The organism is Pseudomonas sp. SZ57, from assembly GCF_009495975.1.
GTDB classification, from domain to species: domain Bacteria; phylum Pseudomonadota; class Gammaproteobacteria; order Pseudomonadales; family Pseudomonadaceae; genus Aquipseudomonas; species Aquipseudomonas syringae.
In genome coordinates, this window is the sequence record NZ_WIBD01000019.1 from 152027 (window position 1) to 170282 (window position 18256).

An 18256-nucleotide genomic window follows, 5' to 3' on the forward strand; every position below is an offset into this window, starting at 1 on the left:
GGCTGATCCTGAACAAAAGACCCGCGAAGTGTAGGGCTTGACAGGTGTCATTGGCTAATCGGGTCGTATCCGGCGCACCGGGAAATGTTTTCTTACAGCCCGCGTATTGAATGGTCGGTTGCTTAGCTCCGCTGCGGTAGCTAGCATCAGTTTTCGTTTTCAGGCGCGTCCTTCCGACAATGTCATCCCGTCCCGCTTCGCCAAGGAATGCAGCGCTGCCCACGCCGTTGGACACGCGTATTGAAATCGAGACCCCAGAAGGCATCGATATGCTTCTGCGCCCTGCCGGGCTGGTTTCCCGCGCATTGGCGTTCGGCATCGACTTCGCCATTCGCGCAGCCCTCCTCGGCGTGTTCTTTGTGCTTCTGCAGCTGTTCGACAAGCTCGGCATGGGTCTGGCCGCTCTGGTGTTTTTTCTGGTGAACTGGTGGTACATGGTGCTGTTTGAAGTGCTCAACCAGGGACGCACACCGGGAAAGCGCCTGCTCGGGCTGCGAGTGGTGCACGACGGCGGCACGCCCATAGACTGGTCTTCGTCGCTGATCCGCAACCTGCTGCGCTTCGTCGACATGCTCCCGCTGGGCTACGGGCTGGGGGCGATCACTTGTCTGAACCATCCGCTATTCAAACGGCTGGGTGATCTCGCCGCCGGAACGCTGGTGATTTACAGCGACCGGCCGGTGGCGCGCCCTACCCTGCCGCAGGCCGAACCGGTCATGGTGCCCTTTGCTCTGCGTCTGGATGAACAGCGGGCGATGCTCGGCCTGGCGGAGCGGCAGGGTGAACTGTCCAGCGCGCGAACCCAGGAACTAGCGGCCATCCTCGCCGAACCCTTGCGTATCCCCGCCGACACGGCGGTCGCTCATGTAAACGGCATCGCCCGCAACCTGCTGGGGCCGACATGAAGCAGAGCCTGTTTGAAACCCGCCATCAGCAGGAGTGGCAACGCTTCGAGCAGCGCCTGACGGCCCTTGAACAGGGCAAGGCCGATGTCAGCGGCGGCGCGACCTTTCCCGGCGATTATCGACGCCTCTGCCACCATCTGGCGCTGGCGCAGGAGCGCGGCTACAGCAGCCATCTGGTCGACCCCTTGCATCAGTTGGCCATGCGCGGTCATCAGCAACTTTACCGCCACCGCAGCACTGCCGGGGTGCGACTGCTGAGCTTCGTTCTGGCAGACTTTCCGCGACGCGTGCGGGCCGAGTGGCGCTTTGTACTGGTTGCCAGCCTGCTGCTGTTCGGCAGCCTGATCGGCATGGCGCTGCTGGTGTATGGTTTTCCACAACTGATCTACAGCGTCGTCAGCCCCGAACAACTGGCAGACATGCAGAGTATGTATGACCCATCGGCCAGCCGGGTCGGTCAGCCCGTCGAACGGGGTTCCGATACGGACTGGATGATGTTCGGCTACTACATCATGAACAACATCGGCATCGCCTTCCAAACCTATGCAAGCGGCCTGCTGTTCGGGCTGGGCAGTCTGTTTTTCCTGCTCGTCAACGGCTTGATGACCGGCGCAATCGCCGGACACCTGACAGACATCGGTTACGGGCAGACCTTCTGGCCCTTCGTCATCGGTCACGGCGCCTTCGAGCTGACGGCCATCGCCCTCGCCGGGGCGGCGGGCCTCAAGCTGGGCTGGGCCTTGCTGGCTCCGGGAAGGCTGACGCGCAGTGCCGCACTGCGCATCGCCGCGCGGGCCAGCATGGAGCTGGTCGGCGGGGTTATCCTGTTTCTGCTGATCGCAGCCTTCATAGAGGCGTACTGGTCATCGATGACTTGGCCCGGACCGCTTCTCAAGTACCTGACAGGCGCCGTCCTGTGGTTGCTGGTGGCCGCGTATCTGACTCTGGCGGGACGTACACCTCATGCGCCTGACTGAGTCGACTGTTGCCATTCGCCCTCGCTCGCCGTGGGAAGCCATCGACCTGGGCGTGCTGCTCGCCGGGCGGCACCGCGGCGTATTGATGAGCAGTTGGGCAATCGTCACCCTGCCCTTTTTCTGCGTCCTCAGTGCACTGTTATGGGATTACCCAACAGCTGCCATTCTGCTGTTCTGGTGGCTCAAACCTGCGTTCGAACGGTTGCCGCTGCTGATCCTTTCGCAGTCACTGTTCGGTGCCACGCCGACACTGCGACAGGCCCTCAAGGCCTGGCCGGCGACCCTGAAGGAGCAACTGCTGCCCAGCCTCTTGTGGCGACGTCTTTCCCTGAGTCGCAGTTTCCAACTGCCGGTACAGCAACTGGAGCATCTGGCAGGCACCGAGCGCGCCCTGCGCATCAGCCTGCTCAGCCAGAAAGACCTGCGTGCCGCACAGCTGCTCACCATCGTTGGCGCACACCTGGAATACGCACTGTGGATAGGCCTGCTGGTCCTGCTCTACGCCCTGATACCGCAGCAGATCCAGATCGACTGGCACTGGATGAGTCTGCTCGACGTCGAAAACCAATGGCTATGGATCGACCACCTGACCAACCTCTTCTATGCCCTGGCGTTGATACTTTGGGAGCCTGTGTATGTCGCCTGCGGTTTTACGCTGTACCTGAACCGCCGCACAGTTCTTGAAGCCTGGGACATAGAACTGATCTTCAGACGCCTGCGTCAGCGCCTGATCGGTACGGCCTATGCCGTGTTGATGGGCGTCGGGCTGGTACTTACGGCAGCGCCAGCACCGGTCTGGGCCGATCAGCCAAGCTACAGCTGCCCGCTGCCGGAGTCCGACTCTGCGCAATCCGCTGCGTCCGTGGCGTCGCCCGACACGCCGCGCCTGACCCGCCAGTCCCTGAGCAGCGAAGCGGCGCGCAGCCAGATCCACAACGTTCTGCAGCAGCCGCCCTTCCGCAACCCCATGACTGAAACCGGCTGGCGCTTTCCTGAAAAACAGAAAGGCCAGTCTGCGGCGCGGGATACGCGTGATCAGAGCTGGCTGATGACCTGGCTCAACCGGCTTCTGCGCGCAGCGAGCGCCCTGGCCAGCCTGATTGAAGTACTACTGTGGGCCGTGGTCATCGGGCTTGTGGGGCTGGTGATCTTTCGTTACCGGGACTGGTTCAAGACCTTCGTCGGCCGGAAGACCGGCAAGGCCAAAACCACCCGCCCGGCACCCGAGCAGCTCTTTGGTCTGCAAGTGAATGCCGAAAGCCTGCCCGATGATATTGCCGGCCGGGCCGAGCAGCTCTGGAACAGCCAGCCTCGCGAAGCGCTGGGTCTGCTGTACCGCGCTTTGCTCAGCCGCTTGCTGAGCGACTATCGATTGCCCTTGAAAAATGCTGATACCGAAAGTCAGGTACTCGAACGTATCGCCGCGCTCAACCAGCCGCTGCTGAGTGAATTCAGCCGCGCGCTGACCGCACACTGGCAAAACCTCGCCTACGGGCATCGCCTGCCACCGGCGCATGCCCGGCAGGAACTCTGCGATGGCTGGCGTCGCCTGTTCAACCAGGCAGCGCAGCCATGAGCCGCCGTACCGGACTGCTGATCGGGCTGCTGGTCCTGTTGCTGCTGGCAGGTGGCGCGCTGTTTCTGAGCACTCAGCTCGAGCGCTACGAGAAAACGGTCGATCAGGGCCCCTCGCCAGAGGCGAAGGCCAATCCCTGGCTGGCGGCCGAACATTTTCTGCGTGGCCTCTCTGTCACAGTGAATACCGTCGATACGCTGGCCCAGCTTCCCGACCCGAGTCAGAGCACCCAGACCCTGCTGCTGCTCGATGACCGGGAAGACATGACGCCGACGCAAACCCAAAAACTGCTGGACTGGGCCGAAGCAGGCGGGCACCTGCTGTTTGTCGCCGAACAACTCTGGGACGAACAAAAAGGCCGCAGCGGTGACTTGCTGCTGGACAGTCTGGAGATTCATCAGTACCTCACCAAAGACATCAATGCCAAGGAACAGCAACTGACCGACGCTCAGCCGCCACTGCCCATCCCGCTGATGACGCCCGCCCCCAAACACAAGAAAATGCCCTGGCCAGAGCTGACCCGCCTGTACCTGGAAAACGAGAGCGCCCCGGCCTACATGAGTTTCGATCCGGCGTTTCACCTCGAAGACCCGGAAGATCACGCCCAGTCCTGGGCCAACAGCGCCGATGCCACACACCTGCTGCAAATAAGCCGGGGCAATGGGCTGATCACGGTTATCACAGACGCCAACCTGTGGAAAACCCGCTCGATCGGCCACTATGACAATGCCTGGCTGCTCTGGTATCTGACGCAGGACAGCCAGGTGACCCTGGTGCTGCAAACCGAACACGACAACCTGCTGAGCCTGTTGCTGCGCAACTATCCTCAGGCGCTGCTGACGCTGGCACTGCTGATCGGTCTGGGTCTGTGGCACATCGGTCTGCGCGAGGGCCCGTTGCGTAGGCCCGCGCCACTTGCACGCCGCCAACTGACCGAACACCTGCGCGCCAGTGCCGAGTTCCTGCGCAAACACACCGGGCAGCAGACGCTGATCAAACGCCTGCAACAGGACATCCTGCGTCGCGCCCGCCAACTGCATCCCGGTTTCGAGCGGCTGGTCATTACCGAACAATGGCAAGTGCTTGCACGCCTGACCCGTCAGCCCACCAGCGCCATCAGCGACGCACTGCGCCCTCGCCCGCCGCAACGCCTGTCACACAGCGAATTCACCCGCCAGGTAGCCCACCTGCAAACAATCAGGAATGCCCTATGAGCGATCAAACACCCGCCCCATCAGGCAGCAGCACCGAGTCACTTGCCGAGCCCGCAGCCGAATCCACCACCCAGTTGCAGCAGCGTCAACGCGCCAGCCAACTGGCCCAGGCGTTGCGCAATGAGCTGCAAAAGGCCGTGATCGGACAAAATGCGGTTATCGACGATGTGCTGACCGCGCTGATCGGTGGCGGCCATGTGTTGCTGGAAGGTGTTCCGGGGCTTGGCAAGACGCTGCTGGTTCGGGCGCTGGCCAGTTGCATCGGCTGCGAATTCGCGCGCATCCAGTTTACGCCGGACCTGATGCCCAGCGATGTCACCGGTCATGCGGTGTACGACATGCAGAACGAGCAGTTCAAGCTGCGCAAGGGGCCGCTGTTCACCAATCTGCTGCTGGCCGACGAGATCAACAGGGCACCGGCCAAGACCCAGGCGGCTTTGCTCGAAGCGATGCAGGAGCGGCAAGTCACCCTTGAAGGGCGCGCCCTGCCGATCCCTCAGCCGTTCATGGTGCTGGCGACCCAGAACCCCATCGAACAGGAAGGCACGTATCCATTGCCTGAAGCTGAACTGGACCGCTTCATGCTCAAACTGCGCATGGATTATCCCGAAGCGCAGGAAGAGCTGAACATGGTGCGTCAGGTAACCCGCTCGTCCCGGGCTGACATGCTGGACGTGCGACCGCTCAGGGTCATCATGCAGGCCCGCGAGGTTCAGGCGCTGCAACGCATTGCCAGCGAGCTGCCGATTGATGAGCAAGTGCTGGACTACGCCGTGCGACTGGCACGCAGCACGCGCACCTGGCCGGGTCTGAGCCAGGGCGCTGGCCCCCGCGCTTCGATTGCGCTGGTGCGTGGCGGGCGGGCCCGAGCCGTGTTGCGTGGCGGCGAGTTCGTGACCCCGGACGATATCAAGGGCTGTGCACTGGCGGTGCTGCGACACCGGGTCAGGTTGTCGCCCGAGCTGGACATCGAAGGGCTGTCGGTGGATCAGGTGCTCAGGCAGATCCTCGACCAGGTCTCGGCACCGCGCCTGTGAAACAGGTCCTCAAGCCGTCGATAACGCTGCTGCACTGGCTCGGCGGACTGATGGGCGTGGCCTTGCTGCTCGGCACGCTTAATGCGCTGGGCATCGAGTATCCGGCAAAAATCGACGACCTTTACTGGGGGGCACTGCTGGCCCTCGTTGTCATGAGCGTGCTTGATGCAATCTGGCTGCTCAGAAGCCCCTCGCCACGCGTGCAGCGCCAGCTGGCGGGCAGTCTGACGCTGGATCGCTGGAACGAAGCCCGACTCGATGTGCAGCACGACGGTGGCAGACCCGTTACCGTGCGGCTATTCGATCATGTGCCGCACGGACTGGAACACGAAAACCTGCCTCAGTCCCTCACCCTGGCCGCACGCGGCAAAGGCAGCATCGGCTATCGTCTGCGCCCGTCAAGCCGGGGTCACTTTACGTTTGAGCAGTGCGAAATCAGCCTGCCGGGGGCGTTGCGCCTGTGGACGACACGACGCTACCTGACAGTGCCCGGCAGCACGCGGGTCTATCCGGATTTCGCCCGCCTCTGCAGCGGTCAATTGATGGCGGTGGATAACTGGCTGAGCCAACTGGGCGTGCGCCAGTTGCAACGCCGCGGGCTGGGCATGGAATTCAACCAGTTGCGTGAGTTTCGCGAGGGCGACAGCCTGCGCCAGATCGACTGGAAAGCCACCGCCCGCCAGCGAGCGCCCATTGCACGGGAATATCAGGACGAGCGGGATCAGCAAATCGTTTTCATGCTCGATTGCGGACGTCGGATGCGCAGTCAGGACGGCGACCTGTCTCACTTCGATCACGCCCTCAACGCTTGTCTGCTACTGAGTTATGTCGCGCTGCGTCAGGGTGATTCTGTCGGTATTGCAACCTTTGCCGGCGAGCAGGATCGTTATCTGGCGCCGTTGAAGGGGCCTGGGCAGCTGAATCGGGTGCTCAACTCGGTTTATGACCTGCAGACCACCCGGCGCCCCGCTGACTACAGCGCCGCCGTGCGCCAGCTGATGGTTCGTCATAAAAGACGCTCACTGGTGGTGTTGATGACCAACTTGCGCGATGAAGACGATGAAGAACTGCTGGCCGCTGCCAGGCAGCTCGGCAAACAGCATCGGGTACTGATCGCCAGTCTGCGCGAAGAAGTCCTCGACGGCCTGCGGCACTCACCGGTACACACCTACGATGAAGCGCTGAGTTACTGCGGGACGATCGACTTTCTCAACGCCCGCGCTTCGCTGCACGATCGTCTGAGTGCGCAAGGCATCGTGATCATGGATGCGCGGCCAGGCGAACTGGGGCCACAGTTGGTCAACCGTTACATGAGCTGGAAAAAGGCAGGGACTTTATGAACAACGCCCTGCCCGTCAGGCAGCAACCTCAGGCAGAGGCTTCGTAGGAAGGGTAAAAACAGAAGTACCGTCGCAACAACTGCACGAACTCCAGATACTCCGTTGAGACCTGACACAATTCAAAACCAGAGTCATAGCTGCCGGGTGTCTCGTCTTCGTGACACCAGAGGCACTTGGCGCTCACATCGATGGGCTGTCCGACATTGCCATTCGGCAGTTTCAGGCACAGATCGAATCTCGCGCCCACAAGCACCGGCAGGCTGCTGATAAGCATCAGCCCATCACCGGACACATTCCCCAGACACCCCACCAGCTTGCCGGTATGACGATTGAAAACCTGCAGATAATCCTGCAGTTGATGACGTTCGATTTTCCGCTCTTTATACATGGCAGGCTGCCTTCCGAGACCGATGCTGCGACCACGCGGCACCGTGTGTTCGTTGCGGACTTCTAATGCGCTGCACGACAGAGGCTATCCAGGAAACAGTCTCGCCCCGGAGCCCTGCAGCTCGTTCGCTTTGTGACCTCAGCCTAGCTCACAATTATTCGAAATCCACCCGAACACAGCACCTTCCATTCAAACGAGGGTAATTATTTCGATACAGGAGCGTTTCGAACCGGTACAGGCATGGGTCTGGCAGGTTGAGTCTTGGGGTAAAGACCTGTTTGTGCCAGCGTGTCGAGTCTGGCGCGTGCACGGAAGGCGTATTCACTTTCTGGATACTGCGCCATCAGGAATTGATAGGTCTGTGCTGCATCGACATACAATTTCTGCCGTTCCAGGCACTGGCCGCGCAACATCGACACTTCCGGCTGGACATAACGGCGCGAGCGGCTCTGGCGTTCGACCTTGGAGAGATCGAGCATCACCCGATCACAGTCACCCTCCTGATAGGCACGGTAGGCGTGATCAAGGTTGGAATTCATCGCCCAGCGGGTGCAACCGCTGAGCGCAGTCAGTAATACAACAATCGTTACAATACGCATGGGACTCTCCTGTTCTCTGCCCTGTATCGGCTTCACGGCCTGTTTCTTCAGGCCAATAGAGCGCCGGTTGTCAGCCGATTGCCCTCCCTGACCCTGACACGGTAGTGCAAAGGAACAATGACTAAAGACCCAGACAGGAGTAGCCTCTCGCTGCGCTTCAATTAAGGAGTTTGTGCATGACCGTTCGCCGCACCAAAATCGTCGCCACACTTGGCCCTGCCAGCAATTCGCCGGAAGTCATCGAACAACTGATCCTTTCGGGTCTCGACGTTGCTCGTCTGAACTTCTCCCACGGTACTCCGGACGAGCACAAGGCTCGCGCCAGGCTGATCCGCGAAATCGCCGCCAGACACGGGCGCTTCGTCGCTCTGCTGGGCGACCTGCAGGGTCCGAAGATCCGTATCGCAAAGTTCACCGACAAGCGAATAGAGCTAAAGGTCGGTGACAAGTTCACCTTCTCCACCGCTCATCCGCTGACCAGTGGCAACCAGCAGATCGTGGGTATCGACTACCCGGATCTGGTCAAGGATTGCGGCGTAGGCGACGAGTTGCTGCTCGACGATGGTCGCGTGGTCATGCGCGTCGACACCCAGACCGCTAACGAACTGCACTGCACCGTGTTGATCGGTGGTCCGCTGTCCGACCACAAAGGCATCAACCGTCGTGGTGGTGGCCTGACGGCGCCGGCACTGACCGAAAAAGACAAGCAGGACATCAAGCTCGCTGCCGAGATGGACCTGGACTACCTGGCCGTTTCCTTCCCGCGCGACGCCGCCGATATGGAATACGCGCGCCAGCTGCGCGACGAATCCGGTGGTACGGCCTGGCTGGTGGCCAAGATCGAACGCGCCGAAGCCGTTGCCAACGACGAAGTGCTGGATGAACTGATCCGCGCCAGTGACGCGGTCATGGTCGCTCGTGGTGACCTGGGCGTCGAAATCGGTGATGCCGAACTGGTCGGCGTACAGAAACGCATCATCCTGCACGCTCGTCGCCACAACAAGGCGGTGATCGTTGCCACGCAGATGATGGAGTCGATGATCTCCAGCCCCATGCCGACGCGTGCCGAAGTGTCCGACGTGGCCAACGCCGTGCTCGACTACACCGACGCCGTGATGCTGTCGGCTGAAAGTGCTGCAGGCTCCTACCCGATCGAAGCGGTTCAGGCCATGGCCCGTATCTGCATCGGTGCTGAAAAGCACCCGACCGGCAAGACTTCCAGCCACCGTATCGGCCACTCCTTCACCCGTTGCGATGAAAGCATCGCGCTGGCGGCCATGTACACCGCCAACCACTTCCCGGGTGTGAAGGCGATCATCGCACTGACCGAAAGCGGCTATACCCCGCTGATCATGTCGCGCATCCGCTCTTCGGTGCCGATCTACGCGTTCTCTCCGCACCGTGGTACTCAGGCGCGTGCAGCGATGTTCCGTGGTGTCTACACCGTGCCATTCGACCCGGCAGCCCTGCCGCCAGGTCAGGTCAGCCAGGCCGCAGTCGACGAACTGCTCAAGCGTGGTCTGGTCGAGCAAGGTGACTGGGTCATCCTCACCAAGGGCGACAGCTATCACACCATTGGCGGCACCAACGGCATGAAGATTCTGCACGTCGGCGACCCATTGGTCTGATCGCAGCACACGGCAAGCCAAGGCCCCGTCTCGCAAGAGTCGGGGCCTTTTGCGTTGGGTCAGCCGGGAAGCTGGGCTTTCAGGCTTCTGCCCGCAGGGCGCGGGAGCATGCGGAACGAGAGCTTTAACTAACGTGCCTTTTATTCGCGCGCCACAAACACATCCGCCAGCAACTGATTACGCGGCAGCCCCGCCAGATAAAGGCGCTTGGCAAACATCTCCACGCTGTCGGCACTGCCGCACACCAGCGCCATCGCGTGCCGCGACAACAGGCGCAGTTCAGCCAGGGTTGCCTGTAACGTCTGCGGGGTAACCAGCTGAACATGCAGTTGGGGATGACGTTCAGCCAGGGCGTGCAGTTCATCGGCCAGATAGTGCTCCTGGCTGTCGCGGGCCAGATGAATCACACGTATGGCGCCCTGATGGTCCTGGCGCAGCGCCTCGCGCAGTACACCCCACAAGGGCCCGAGCCCGGTGCCGGCGGCCAGCAGCAACAAGGGTTTTTCCTGCCAGTCCGGGTCGTAACGCAGCGCCCCGCCACGCAACTCGCCGAGCCTCAGGGCGTCGCCGACCTGCAACTGGCGGGCAACGTCACGGAAGGCCCCGGGCTGCAGGCAGTCGATGTGAAACTCCAGAAACGCATCCTCACCGGGAAGGCTCGCCAGCGAGTAAGGCCGCGCAACACCGCTGTCGGTCCACAACACCTGGTGCTGCCCGGCGCTGTAGCGCAGCGGTCGCGCTGGCTCCAGACGCAAACGCAGCACCGATGCAGAGAGCCAGTCGCAGCCTGCCACCGTGGCAGGCAGGCCATCACGCTGCGGGTCAAACACCTCGACAGCCAGATCCCCCGTCACTCGGCACTGACAGGCAAGCCGCCAACCCTGCTGGCGCTTTTCGGCAGGCAGCGCGTCGGGTAAAGCGTCTTCAGGCTCGCCCTTTACGACGCGCACCAGACACGCATGGCAACTGCCGGCACGACAGCTATAAGGGACCGGAATACCGGCATGGTTCAGGGCGTCGAGCAGATTGCTGGCCGATGCCACCGACCAGCTAAGCTCACCCACATGCAATTGAGGCATCAAAACGGCCTGTGCAGAAAATAACGGCGATTGTACAGACTCGCCTGTCGGGCGGGTTATACTGCCGCGCCTTTTTGCGCCCGCTATGGCCAACCTGACAGCTCTGGTTCAAGCCGCAGTTCCAGACTGCCGCCGATAGCGTAATTGAATGTTCCCGTCCTTACAGAGGAGCGCGCCGCATGACCGTGATCAAGCAAGACGACCTGATTCAGAGCGTTGCAGACGCACTGCAGTTCATTTCCTATTACCACCCCGTAGACTTCATCCAGGCCATGCACGAGGCGTATCTGCGTGAAGAGTCGCCTGCCGCTCGTGACTCCATCGCCCAGATCCTGATCAACTCGCGCATGTGCGCGACCGGTCATCGCCCGATCTGCCAGGACACCGGCATCGTCACGGTTTTCGTGCGCGTGGGGATGGATGTTCGCTGGGACGGCGCCACCATGGGCCTGGACGACATGATCAACGAAGGCGTGCGCCGCGCGTACAACCTGCCTGAAAACGTGCTGCGTGCCTCGATCCTTGCCGATCCGGCAGGCGCTCGCAAAAACACCAAGGACAACACCCCGGCCGTCATTCACTACTCCATCGTCCCGGGTAACACCGTGGAAGTGGACGTCGCGGCAAAAGGCGGCGGCTCGGAAAACAAATCGAAGATGGCGATGCTCAACCCGTCCGACTCGATCGTCGACTGGGTTCTGAAAACCGTTCCGACCATGGGCGCAGGCTGGTGCCCGCCGGGCATGCTCGGCATCGGCATCGGCGGCACCGCAGAAAAAGCTGCGGTCATGGCCAAGGAAGTGTTGATGGAGTCCATCGACATTCATGAACTGAAGGCCCGTGGCCCGCAGAATCGTATCGAAGAGATGCGTCTGGAGCTGTTCGAGAAGGTCAACCAGCTGGGCATTGGCGCTCAGGGCCTGGGCGGTCTGACCACCGTACTCGACGTCAAGATCATGGATTACCCGACCCACGCCGCGTCGCTGCCGGTGTGCATGATCCCCAACTGCGCCGCCACCCGCCACGCGCATTTCGTGCTCGACGGCAGCGGCCCTGCTTCGCTGGAGGCTCCATCGCTGGACGCCTACCCGGAAATTGTCTGGGAAGCCGGCCCATCGGCCCGCCGCGTCAACCTCGATACGCTGACCCCGGAAGAAGTACAAAGCTGGAAACCGGGCGAAACCGTTTTGCTCAATGGCAAGATGCTCACCGGCCGCGACGCGGCGCACAAGCGCATGGTCGAAATGCTCAACCGGGGCGAAACCCTGCCGGTAGACCTCAAGGGTCGCTTCATCTACTACGTCGGCCCGGTTGATCCGGTACGCGAAGAAGTCGTCGGCCCGGCCGGCCCGACCACGGCGACGCGAATGGACAAGTTCACCCGGCAGATCCTCGATCAGACCGGTTTGCTGGGCATGATCGGCAAGTCCGAACGCGGCCCGACCGCCATCGAAGCGATCCGTGACCACAAGGCCGTGTACCTGATGGCCGTTGGTGGTGCTGCCTATCTGGTGGCTCAGGCGATCAAGAAATCCCGCGTCGTGGCGTTCGCCGAGCTGGGCATGGAAGCGATCTACGAGTTCGAGGTCAAGGACATGCCGGTGACCGTTGCCGTCGACAGCACCGGTGAATCCGTTCACATCACCGGCCCGCAGATCTGGCAGAAGAAGATCAGCGACAGTCTGGCGGTGGAAGTGCAGTAAACACCGGATAAAACCCGTCTCATCGAGGCGGGTTTTATCGTTTATGGTCAGCGCCAGGTTTGCGCCGCGCCGCTCCGTATATAGGCGTTCAACGGCATTTTCCTCATCATTTGTTCGTCAGCTGTAAAAGGGGCGTCGTCAAAAACGTAAGCTCTAAAATGATCCAGTAAGTCTCCGTACTCTTGATCAGATCGGCCTATTACGTCTGTAAACAGACCAGGGCCTACGATGTTTGACAATACTCGCACCCTTGCGTCTGCATCATCGTTCCAAATTAAATTAAAGCCGATCCCCGACAGCCCCATGGGATCTGGATAGAGCCCGCTGTTTAAAGCACTGTTATACCGTTTGACACCTTCGTCCATCATATCGTGTAATACGCCAGCACCGGCATGAGCGGCAAACGAGCTATTGTTAACCATGAAACTGTCAACCGAATATTCAGATTCCCAAGGCACATGAACCGGGTTCAGTGTTAGAACTTCGTTCTGCTCAGCAAGCAGTGATTGATCTCCCAACGGCGTCATATCCTCGGTATCTGCGCCAGCATAAACATCATCAACGTCTGAATAAATTCCGCCCAACTCATGAACGGTATGCATACGTAAAACGTCTACCGCGAATGCGTAATTCTGATTGTTTTTTCGGAAATCTTCATAAGCTACGTAAAGCGGCTGCTCCTTGAACCGCTGGAAAAAATCGGACCCAGCGAGCGGGACTACTTCCGATTTCAAATCTTTTTCGATTTCAGAGTAAATATCCGGCCTGCTCGTTTCCAGATGCAACATTACTTTATAGCCCGAGGCCATTTCAACGGTTCTGTTGATATTGCTAACCTGAGCTCTCAAGGCCTTCTTGTTTTCACCTATCCAGATCTGGTGAATAGTTTTTGGAACAGGTTCAGGTTGCTGGCCCTTCGCATCAACGTAAACAAGCGGATTATTTCTGACCATCCTGTACAGATTCAACCCATCCACATCCCCCGCCGGGTCCGGATTGATCCACCGCTGCAACCACGGCGCGTAATACCTGAACCCATAATAATAAAGCCCGCTGGCATCGCGCTCTTTACCCGAATACCTAACTGTTTTGTACTTGGCCTCCACTGCACTACGCGCCGCCCACCAGGCCGTGCCGCCAAAGGGGTAATAACTTTCCTGACTGATCAGACCGCCTTGCTGATCAAGCTCCAGCGTGCTCGAGCCCAGATGATCACCCAGGCTGTAACGCACCTGATTGTTCTCAATAGCGCCCGGCTTTCCAGCGTCCCAATGCAACACCCGCACGCTGTTGCGACCCGCCTGAGCGGTAACAACGTGGAGAATTTCGCCATCGGCTGTGGTCCGAATTTCCAGCCCCGGCAGGTAGCGCACTTCGTTGATCAGCGTGCGGCCTGACGCCTGAGCAGTACTTATCTTGCGGCAGCGCTGACCCTGGCCGTCATAGACATAGCGTTCGTCATCGTTCGGTTCGTCTTCACGTTGCACAGTGGTGATGTGCTGCAACTGGTTACGCACATCCCAGCCCATAACCTGCCCGCGAACCAGTTGCAGCAGATTGCCGTTGGCATCAAAGCTCGTGGCGAAATCCACATCCCCGTCATCGTCGGGCAAGCTGCGATTGCTGTCGGGATCAACGTGCATGTTGCGGGTGAAGTTGTGTGCGCCTTCGTGGCGCATTTGCAGCAGATTGCCCGCTGCGTCGTAGCTGTAATTCTGTCTGTAGTTGCTGACCTGGCAAGGATCGAGCGTCGGAACAGGTTGCAGACCGGGCAGCGCCGGGCCATGGCTAGCACCGTTTCTGACTTCACGGCCGCTGGCTTCGATCAGTTGATACAGCGTGTCGTACCCGAAGCGACTGATCGGTTCGATAAGCTGGTTGTCGCAATAGCGGTCTGGCTGGGACGCATCGTTGACCACCAGAACATTACCGACCGGGTCATAGCTGTAAATCAGCTTTTGTAATAGCGCGCCATCTGCCGCCATCGCGTTGAGTGCAGCGAGCCGACTGTCCTGCGGATCATATTGGAAATGACTGACAACACCATTGCCCGCCGTTTCCTGCTCGACCTGGTCAAGCGCGTTGTAATGAATTTCACTGACCAGCGTCTGCGTCTGCGACTGTGCGGCACCGGCCAATGTCAGTTCAGCAGTTTTCAGCTGCCCAGCGACGGTCATGCCAAAGGCCTGCGTGTTGCCCATGGCATCGGTCTGCACGAGCACTTCGCCCAGCGCATTGAAACCCCAGCGGGTTTGCAGCCCGACTGGCTCAAGCAATGCATCGCGCTCTGCTTCGGGCAGCGGCCAGTCCGGACTTTCAGGCGCTTGCAAAAAATGCCGTTCCTCACACAGGGCATCGCCAAGCAGGCCGTAATCATGCAGCAAACGCGAGCCTGCCGTATCGTCATGGCGAATCAGTTGATTGCACTGGTTATGCTCAGCGGCGTCGGCACCACCATAGGCCAGGCGTTCGACGACAAGCCCCTGCTCTGTCACAGAGACCGGGCGCAGCGAACTGTCGTATTCCATCAAGCGCTGAGTGCCTCGCCCGTCCCGGCTTTCAAGCAACTGCCCGGCCTCGCCCATCAGGTTCAGTCGCCAACCCGAGTCGACGCTTTCGCTCAGCAAGGCCGCTCCGGACAGACTGAAACTGACCAGCCGATTTGCCGGGGTCTGCGCTTCGGTTTCCGAGCGACTGAACAGACGCGGATCACGACCGACAACCGGACGCCCTGCCCAGTCATAGCGCTGATGGGTCACCCGCGCGGCAAGAGGCTGCCCGGCCACAGTTCGACAGAACTGCACGCTACGCACGGCCAGCGCACGCGGGTCAATGACCGCCAGTATTGGCGTATTGCTGTGCACAATCGAACTCATGACCTTCATCCATGAAAGTTTGATATGACCTTATTCCCGGCTATGGGCGTGCAGCTATAAAAACTGTCAGCCTTGCCCATGCCGGATGGCATGGATGGCCCATACCGGCATTATATCAATGCACCCCAGCTTCTCAGACGGCCTTTCACAGCCGACTCCGCAAGCATGAAACTTAACATTGCCAAGCTGTCTGCATTGTTCATCAATAGATTGGTTCGTACTCCGGGATCGCTCAAACGCTCGACTTTCAGGTCCTGCATGCTCTTGACCTTGAAAAGTTCCATGGCTCTCTCGGCACCTAGCACATTCTTTTGCATCATGCGCTTGACGCTTCGAAACATGTGCGGATTTTTTTGACCATAAGAATATTCCATCGCCGACTGAAGCCCGCCCTCAAGGTGCGTCAGGTAGCGGTCCTCACTTATAGCGGCGTCTTCTTCATCCCGTAAGCCGGGAGCCAGGTACCCGAAATCAAGAATTTCGTTGTCGCGGACGATGTGGGACACTTCATGCCCCAGTGTGATTGATGTGCCCGCCACATGATGCTTTAAAAAGTCTTCTACTATGAATATGCGTTTATGCTGATCTTCAAGGTCAATAAATGCATCCGTCCCTGGATAGCTTTTCATCACAGCAATCTGATTGTACTGCTCCCCTCCTTCATCATATTCTTTCAGCATGGCCGCCGTCGCAGTGTATGTTTCAACCACCTCGCCAAGCCTCTCCTTGACGCTGTCCCCCAACACATAACTCACCAGCATTTCAGGCATGTCCGCCAACCCCGGAGCGGCGAGAATTGTTGAGCTTTCATCAAAGGCAAGGTGAGCGAGCTTGAAAGCCTTGTCCATATAACTACTTTCAGTGTCTGGAAGCCTTGATATTTCGCTTCTACCACGTGCAAGAATGTCGGTATCACGTAACACGTCACGCTCGACACTGTCTCGCCGTCCACGATAGTCGCCGGCGAGCCCAGAGGGGTCCACGCAAGCTGCCGGATTATTCCGAACCATTGCATAAAAATTCAACCCATCCACAGCCCCTGCCGGGTCCGGATTGATCCACCGCTGCAACCACGGCGCGTAATACCTGAACCCGTAATAATAAAGCCCGCTGGCGTCACGCTCTTTACCCGAATAACGCACTGTTTTGTACTTAGCCTCCACTGCACTACGCGCCGCCCACCAGGCCGTGCCGCCAAAGGGGTAATAACTTTCCTGGCTGATCAGGCCACCTTGCTGATCCAGCTCCAGCGTGCTTGAGCCCAGATGATCACCCAGGCTGTAACGCACCTGATCGTTCGCAATAGCGTCTGGTTTTCCAGCTTCCCAATGCAACACCCGCACGCTGTTGCGACCCGCCTGAGCCGTAACGACGTGGAGAGTTTCTCCATCGGCCGTGGTACGAATTTCCAGCCCCGGCAGGTAGCGCACTTCGTTGACGAGGGTACGCCCTGAGGCCTGCGAACGCGTGATCTTGCGACAACGTTGACCCTGGCCGTCATAGACATAGCGTTCGTCATCGTTCAACCCGTCTTCACGTTGCACAGTGGTGATGTGCTGCAACTGATTACGCGCATCCCAACCCATAACCTGCCCGCGAACCAGTTGCAGCAGATTGCCGTTGGCATCAAAACTCGTAGCGAAATCCACATCCTCGTCATCGTCGGGCAGGCTGCGATTGCTGTCGGGATCAACGTGCATGTTGCGGGTGAAGTTGTGCGCGCCCTCGTGGCGCATTTGCAGCAGATTGCCCGCTGCGTCGTAGCTGTAACTCTGCGTGTAGTTGCTGACCTGGCAAGGATCGAGCGTCGGCAGAGATTGCAGCCCGGGCAACGCGGGACCATGGCTGGCCCCATTTCTGACCTCCCGACCCGTGGCTTCGATCAACTGATACAACGTGTCGTAACGGTAACGGCTGATCGGTTCGATAAGCTGGTTGTCGCAATATCGGTCTGGTTGCGAGGCATCGTTGATGAGTAGAACGTTACCTGCCGGGTCGTAGCTGTAGTTCAGTTTTTGCAACACTGAGCCGTCGGCAGATAGCGCACTGAGCTCAGTCAGCCGACCGTCCTGTTGATCATACACATAGCGACTGACCACACCATTTCCTGCGGTCTCCTGCTCGACCTGATTGAACGCGTCGTAGTGAATGGCACTGACCAGCGTTTGCGGCTGTGCCGTATTGGCCAGGGTCAGTTCAACAGCGTGCAGTTGCCCAGTCACACCGTGGCTGAAACGATGGACATTACCGTTGGCGTCAGTCTGCGCCAGGTCCTCGCCCTGCGCGTTGAAAGCCCAGCGCGTCTGCAGGCCGACGGGCTCGAGCAGTGCATCACGATCAGGCTCGGCAAGTGGCCAGTCCGGGCTGTCAGGCGACTGCAGAAAGTACCTTTTTTCGCTCAACGCCCTACCCGACAGTCCATAGTCCAGCAGCAAGCGCGAGCCTGCCGTATCGTCATGGCGAATCAGTTGATTGCACTGGTTATGCTCAGCAGTGGCAGGCCCGCCATAAGTGAAGCGCTCGGTCATTCGGCCTGATTCGTTGATCGCCAAAGGGCGCAACAGCTCGTCGTATTCGATCTGGCGCGGGTTGTCACGTCCGTCACAGCTGTCGACTAACTGCCCCGCTTCGCCGTTCAGGCTCACCCGCCAACCTGAGTCGACACTGTTCGATAGCAGCGAAGCCCCGGACAAGCTGACAATTTGCATCAGGTTCACAGGCGCGCAGACACCATCTTTCGAACGACTGGAAAAACGTGGATCGCGACTGGCGATCAGTCGCCCGGCCTCGTCGAAATAGTGCTGCGTCACCCTGGCTTCGACAGGCTGACCATCAGCGCCACGGTAGAACTGCACACTGCGTACTGGCAGACCCCGTGAATCGCTGATCGCCAATTGCGGCGTGTTGGTGTGCATGATCGAGCTCATCCTTGAA

General features: G+C 59.6%; 13 protein-coding genes. 8 read left to right on the top strand and 5 right to left on the bottom strand.

Translation table 11 applies throughout. The features are described from left to right. Positions 1-179 precede the first annotated feature (179 nt). From GE543_RS17675 to GE543_RS17700, 6 genes are read left to right on the top strand one after another with little or no spacing between them, the layout of a single operon-like run. A complete protein-coding gene (locus tag GE543_RS17675) occupies positions 180-905 on the top strand; it encodes an RDD family protein (protein ID WP_153222006.1) in 726 nt (241 codons plus the stop codon). Beyond that, positions 902-1882, top strand: coding sequence for a stage II sporulation protein M (locus tag GE543_RS17680; protein ID WP_153222007.1), 981 nt, complete (start codon positions 902-904; stop codon positions 1880-1882). Before GE543_RS17675 ends, GE543_RS17680 begins: the two co-directional genes overlap by 4 nt. Further along, complete coding sequence (locus tag GE543_RS17685) at positions 1869-3458, top strand: DUF4129 domain-containing protein (protein WP_153222008.1); 1590 nt, start codon at positions 1869-1871, stop codon at positions 3456-3458. The genes GE543_RS17680 and GE543_RS17685 overlap by 14 nt, the downstream gene beginning before the upstream one ends. Beyond that, the gene (locus GE543_RS17690; RefSeq protein ID WP_153222009.1) at positions 3455-4672 is read left to right on the top strand and encodes a DUF4350 domain-containing protein; all 1218 of its coding nucleotides are present in this window, start codon (positions 3455-3457) and stop codon (positions 4670-4672) included. The genes GE543_RS17685 and GE543_RS17690 overlap by 4 nt, the downstream gene beginning before the upstream one ends. Then, positions 4669-5709 (top strand): MoxR family ATPase, encoded by a 1041-nt coding sequence (locus GE543_RS17695; RefSeq protein ID WP_153222010.1) that lies wholly within the window; start codon positions 4669-4671, stop codon positions 5707-5709. Before GE543_RS17690 ends, GE543_RS17695 begins: the two co-directional genes overlap by 4 nt. Beyond that, on the top strand, positions 5706-7049 hold the full coding sequence (locus tag GE543_RS17700; RefSeq protein WP_371927193.1) for a DUF58 domain-containing protein: 1344 nt from the start codon (positions 5706-5708) through the stop codon (positions 7047-7049). The genes GE543_RS17695 and GE543_RS17700 overlap by 4 nt, the downstream gene beginning before the upstream one ends. Positions 7050-7077: 28 nt before the next feature. Here GE543_RS17700 and GE543_RS17705 read toward each other — a convergent pair whose 3' ends face one another. After that, positions 7078-7437 carry a PilZ domain-containing protein gene (locus GE543_RS17705; RefSeq protein WP_003413261.1) on the bottom strand — a complete coding sequence of 120 codons (360 nt, stop codon included), beginning with the start codon at positions 7435-7437 and terminating at the stop codon, positions 7078-7080. A 203-nt stretch (positions 7438-7640) separates the two neighbouring features. Then, a complete protein-coding gene (locus GE543_RS17710) occupies positions 7641-8036 on the bottom strand; it encodes a tol-pal system YbgF family protein (protein WP_153222011.1) in 396 nt (131 codons plus the stop codon). A 176-nt stretch (positions 8037-8212) separates the two neighbouring features. Here GE543_RS17710 and pyk point away from each other — a divergent pair, with 176 nt between their 5' ends. Further along, a complete protein-coding gene (pyk, locus tag GE543_RS17715) occupies positions 8213-9664 on the top strand; it encodes a pyruvate kinase (RefSeq protein ID WP_003345368.1) in 1452 nt (483 codons plus the stop codon). Positions 9665-9804: 140 nt separating this feature from the next. On the opposite strand, the gene GE543_RS17720 is transcribed toward pyk, so the two are convergent. Then, a complete protein-coding gene (locus tag GE543_RS17720) occupies positions 9805-10743 on the bottom strand; it encodes an iron-sulfur-binding ferredoxin reductase (protein WP_153222012.1) in 939 nt (312 codons plus the stop codon). A 179-nt stretch (positions 10744-10922) separates the two neighbouring features. Between GE543_RS17720 and GE543_RS17725 the strand changes: the two genes are divergently transcribed. After that, positions 10923-12446, top strand: coding sequence for a fumarate hydratase (locus GE543_RS17725; RefSeq protein ID WP_003418683.1), 1524 nt, complete (start codon positions 10923-10925; stop codon positions 12444-12446). A gap of 47 nt (positions 12447-12493) precedes the next feature. Here GE543_RS17725 and GE543_RS17730 read toward each other — a convergent pair whose 3' ends face one another. Continuing rightward, positions 12494-15322: an RHS repeat-associated core domain-containing protein gene (locus GE543_RS17730; protein ID WP_153222013.1), complete on the bottom strand. Its 2829-nt coding sequence runs from the start codon at positions 15320-15322 to the stop codon at positions 12494-12496. A 110-nt stretch (positions 15323-15432) separates the two neighbouring features. After that, complete coding sequence (locus GE543_RS17735; RefSeq protein ID WP_153222014.1) at positions 15433-18249, bottom strand: RHS repeat domain-containing protein; 2817 nt, start codon at positions 18247-18249, stop codon at positions 15433-15435. Positions 18250-18256: the final 7 nt, after the last annotated feature.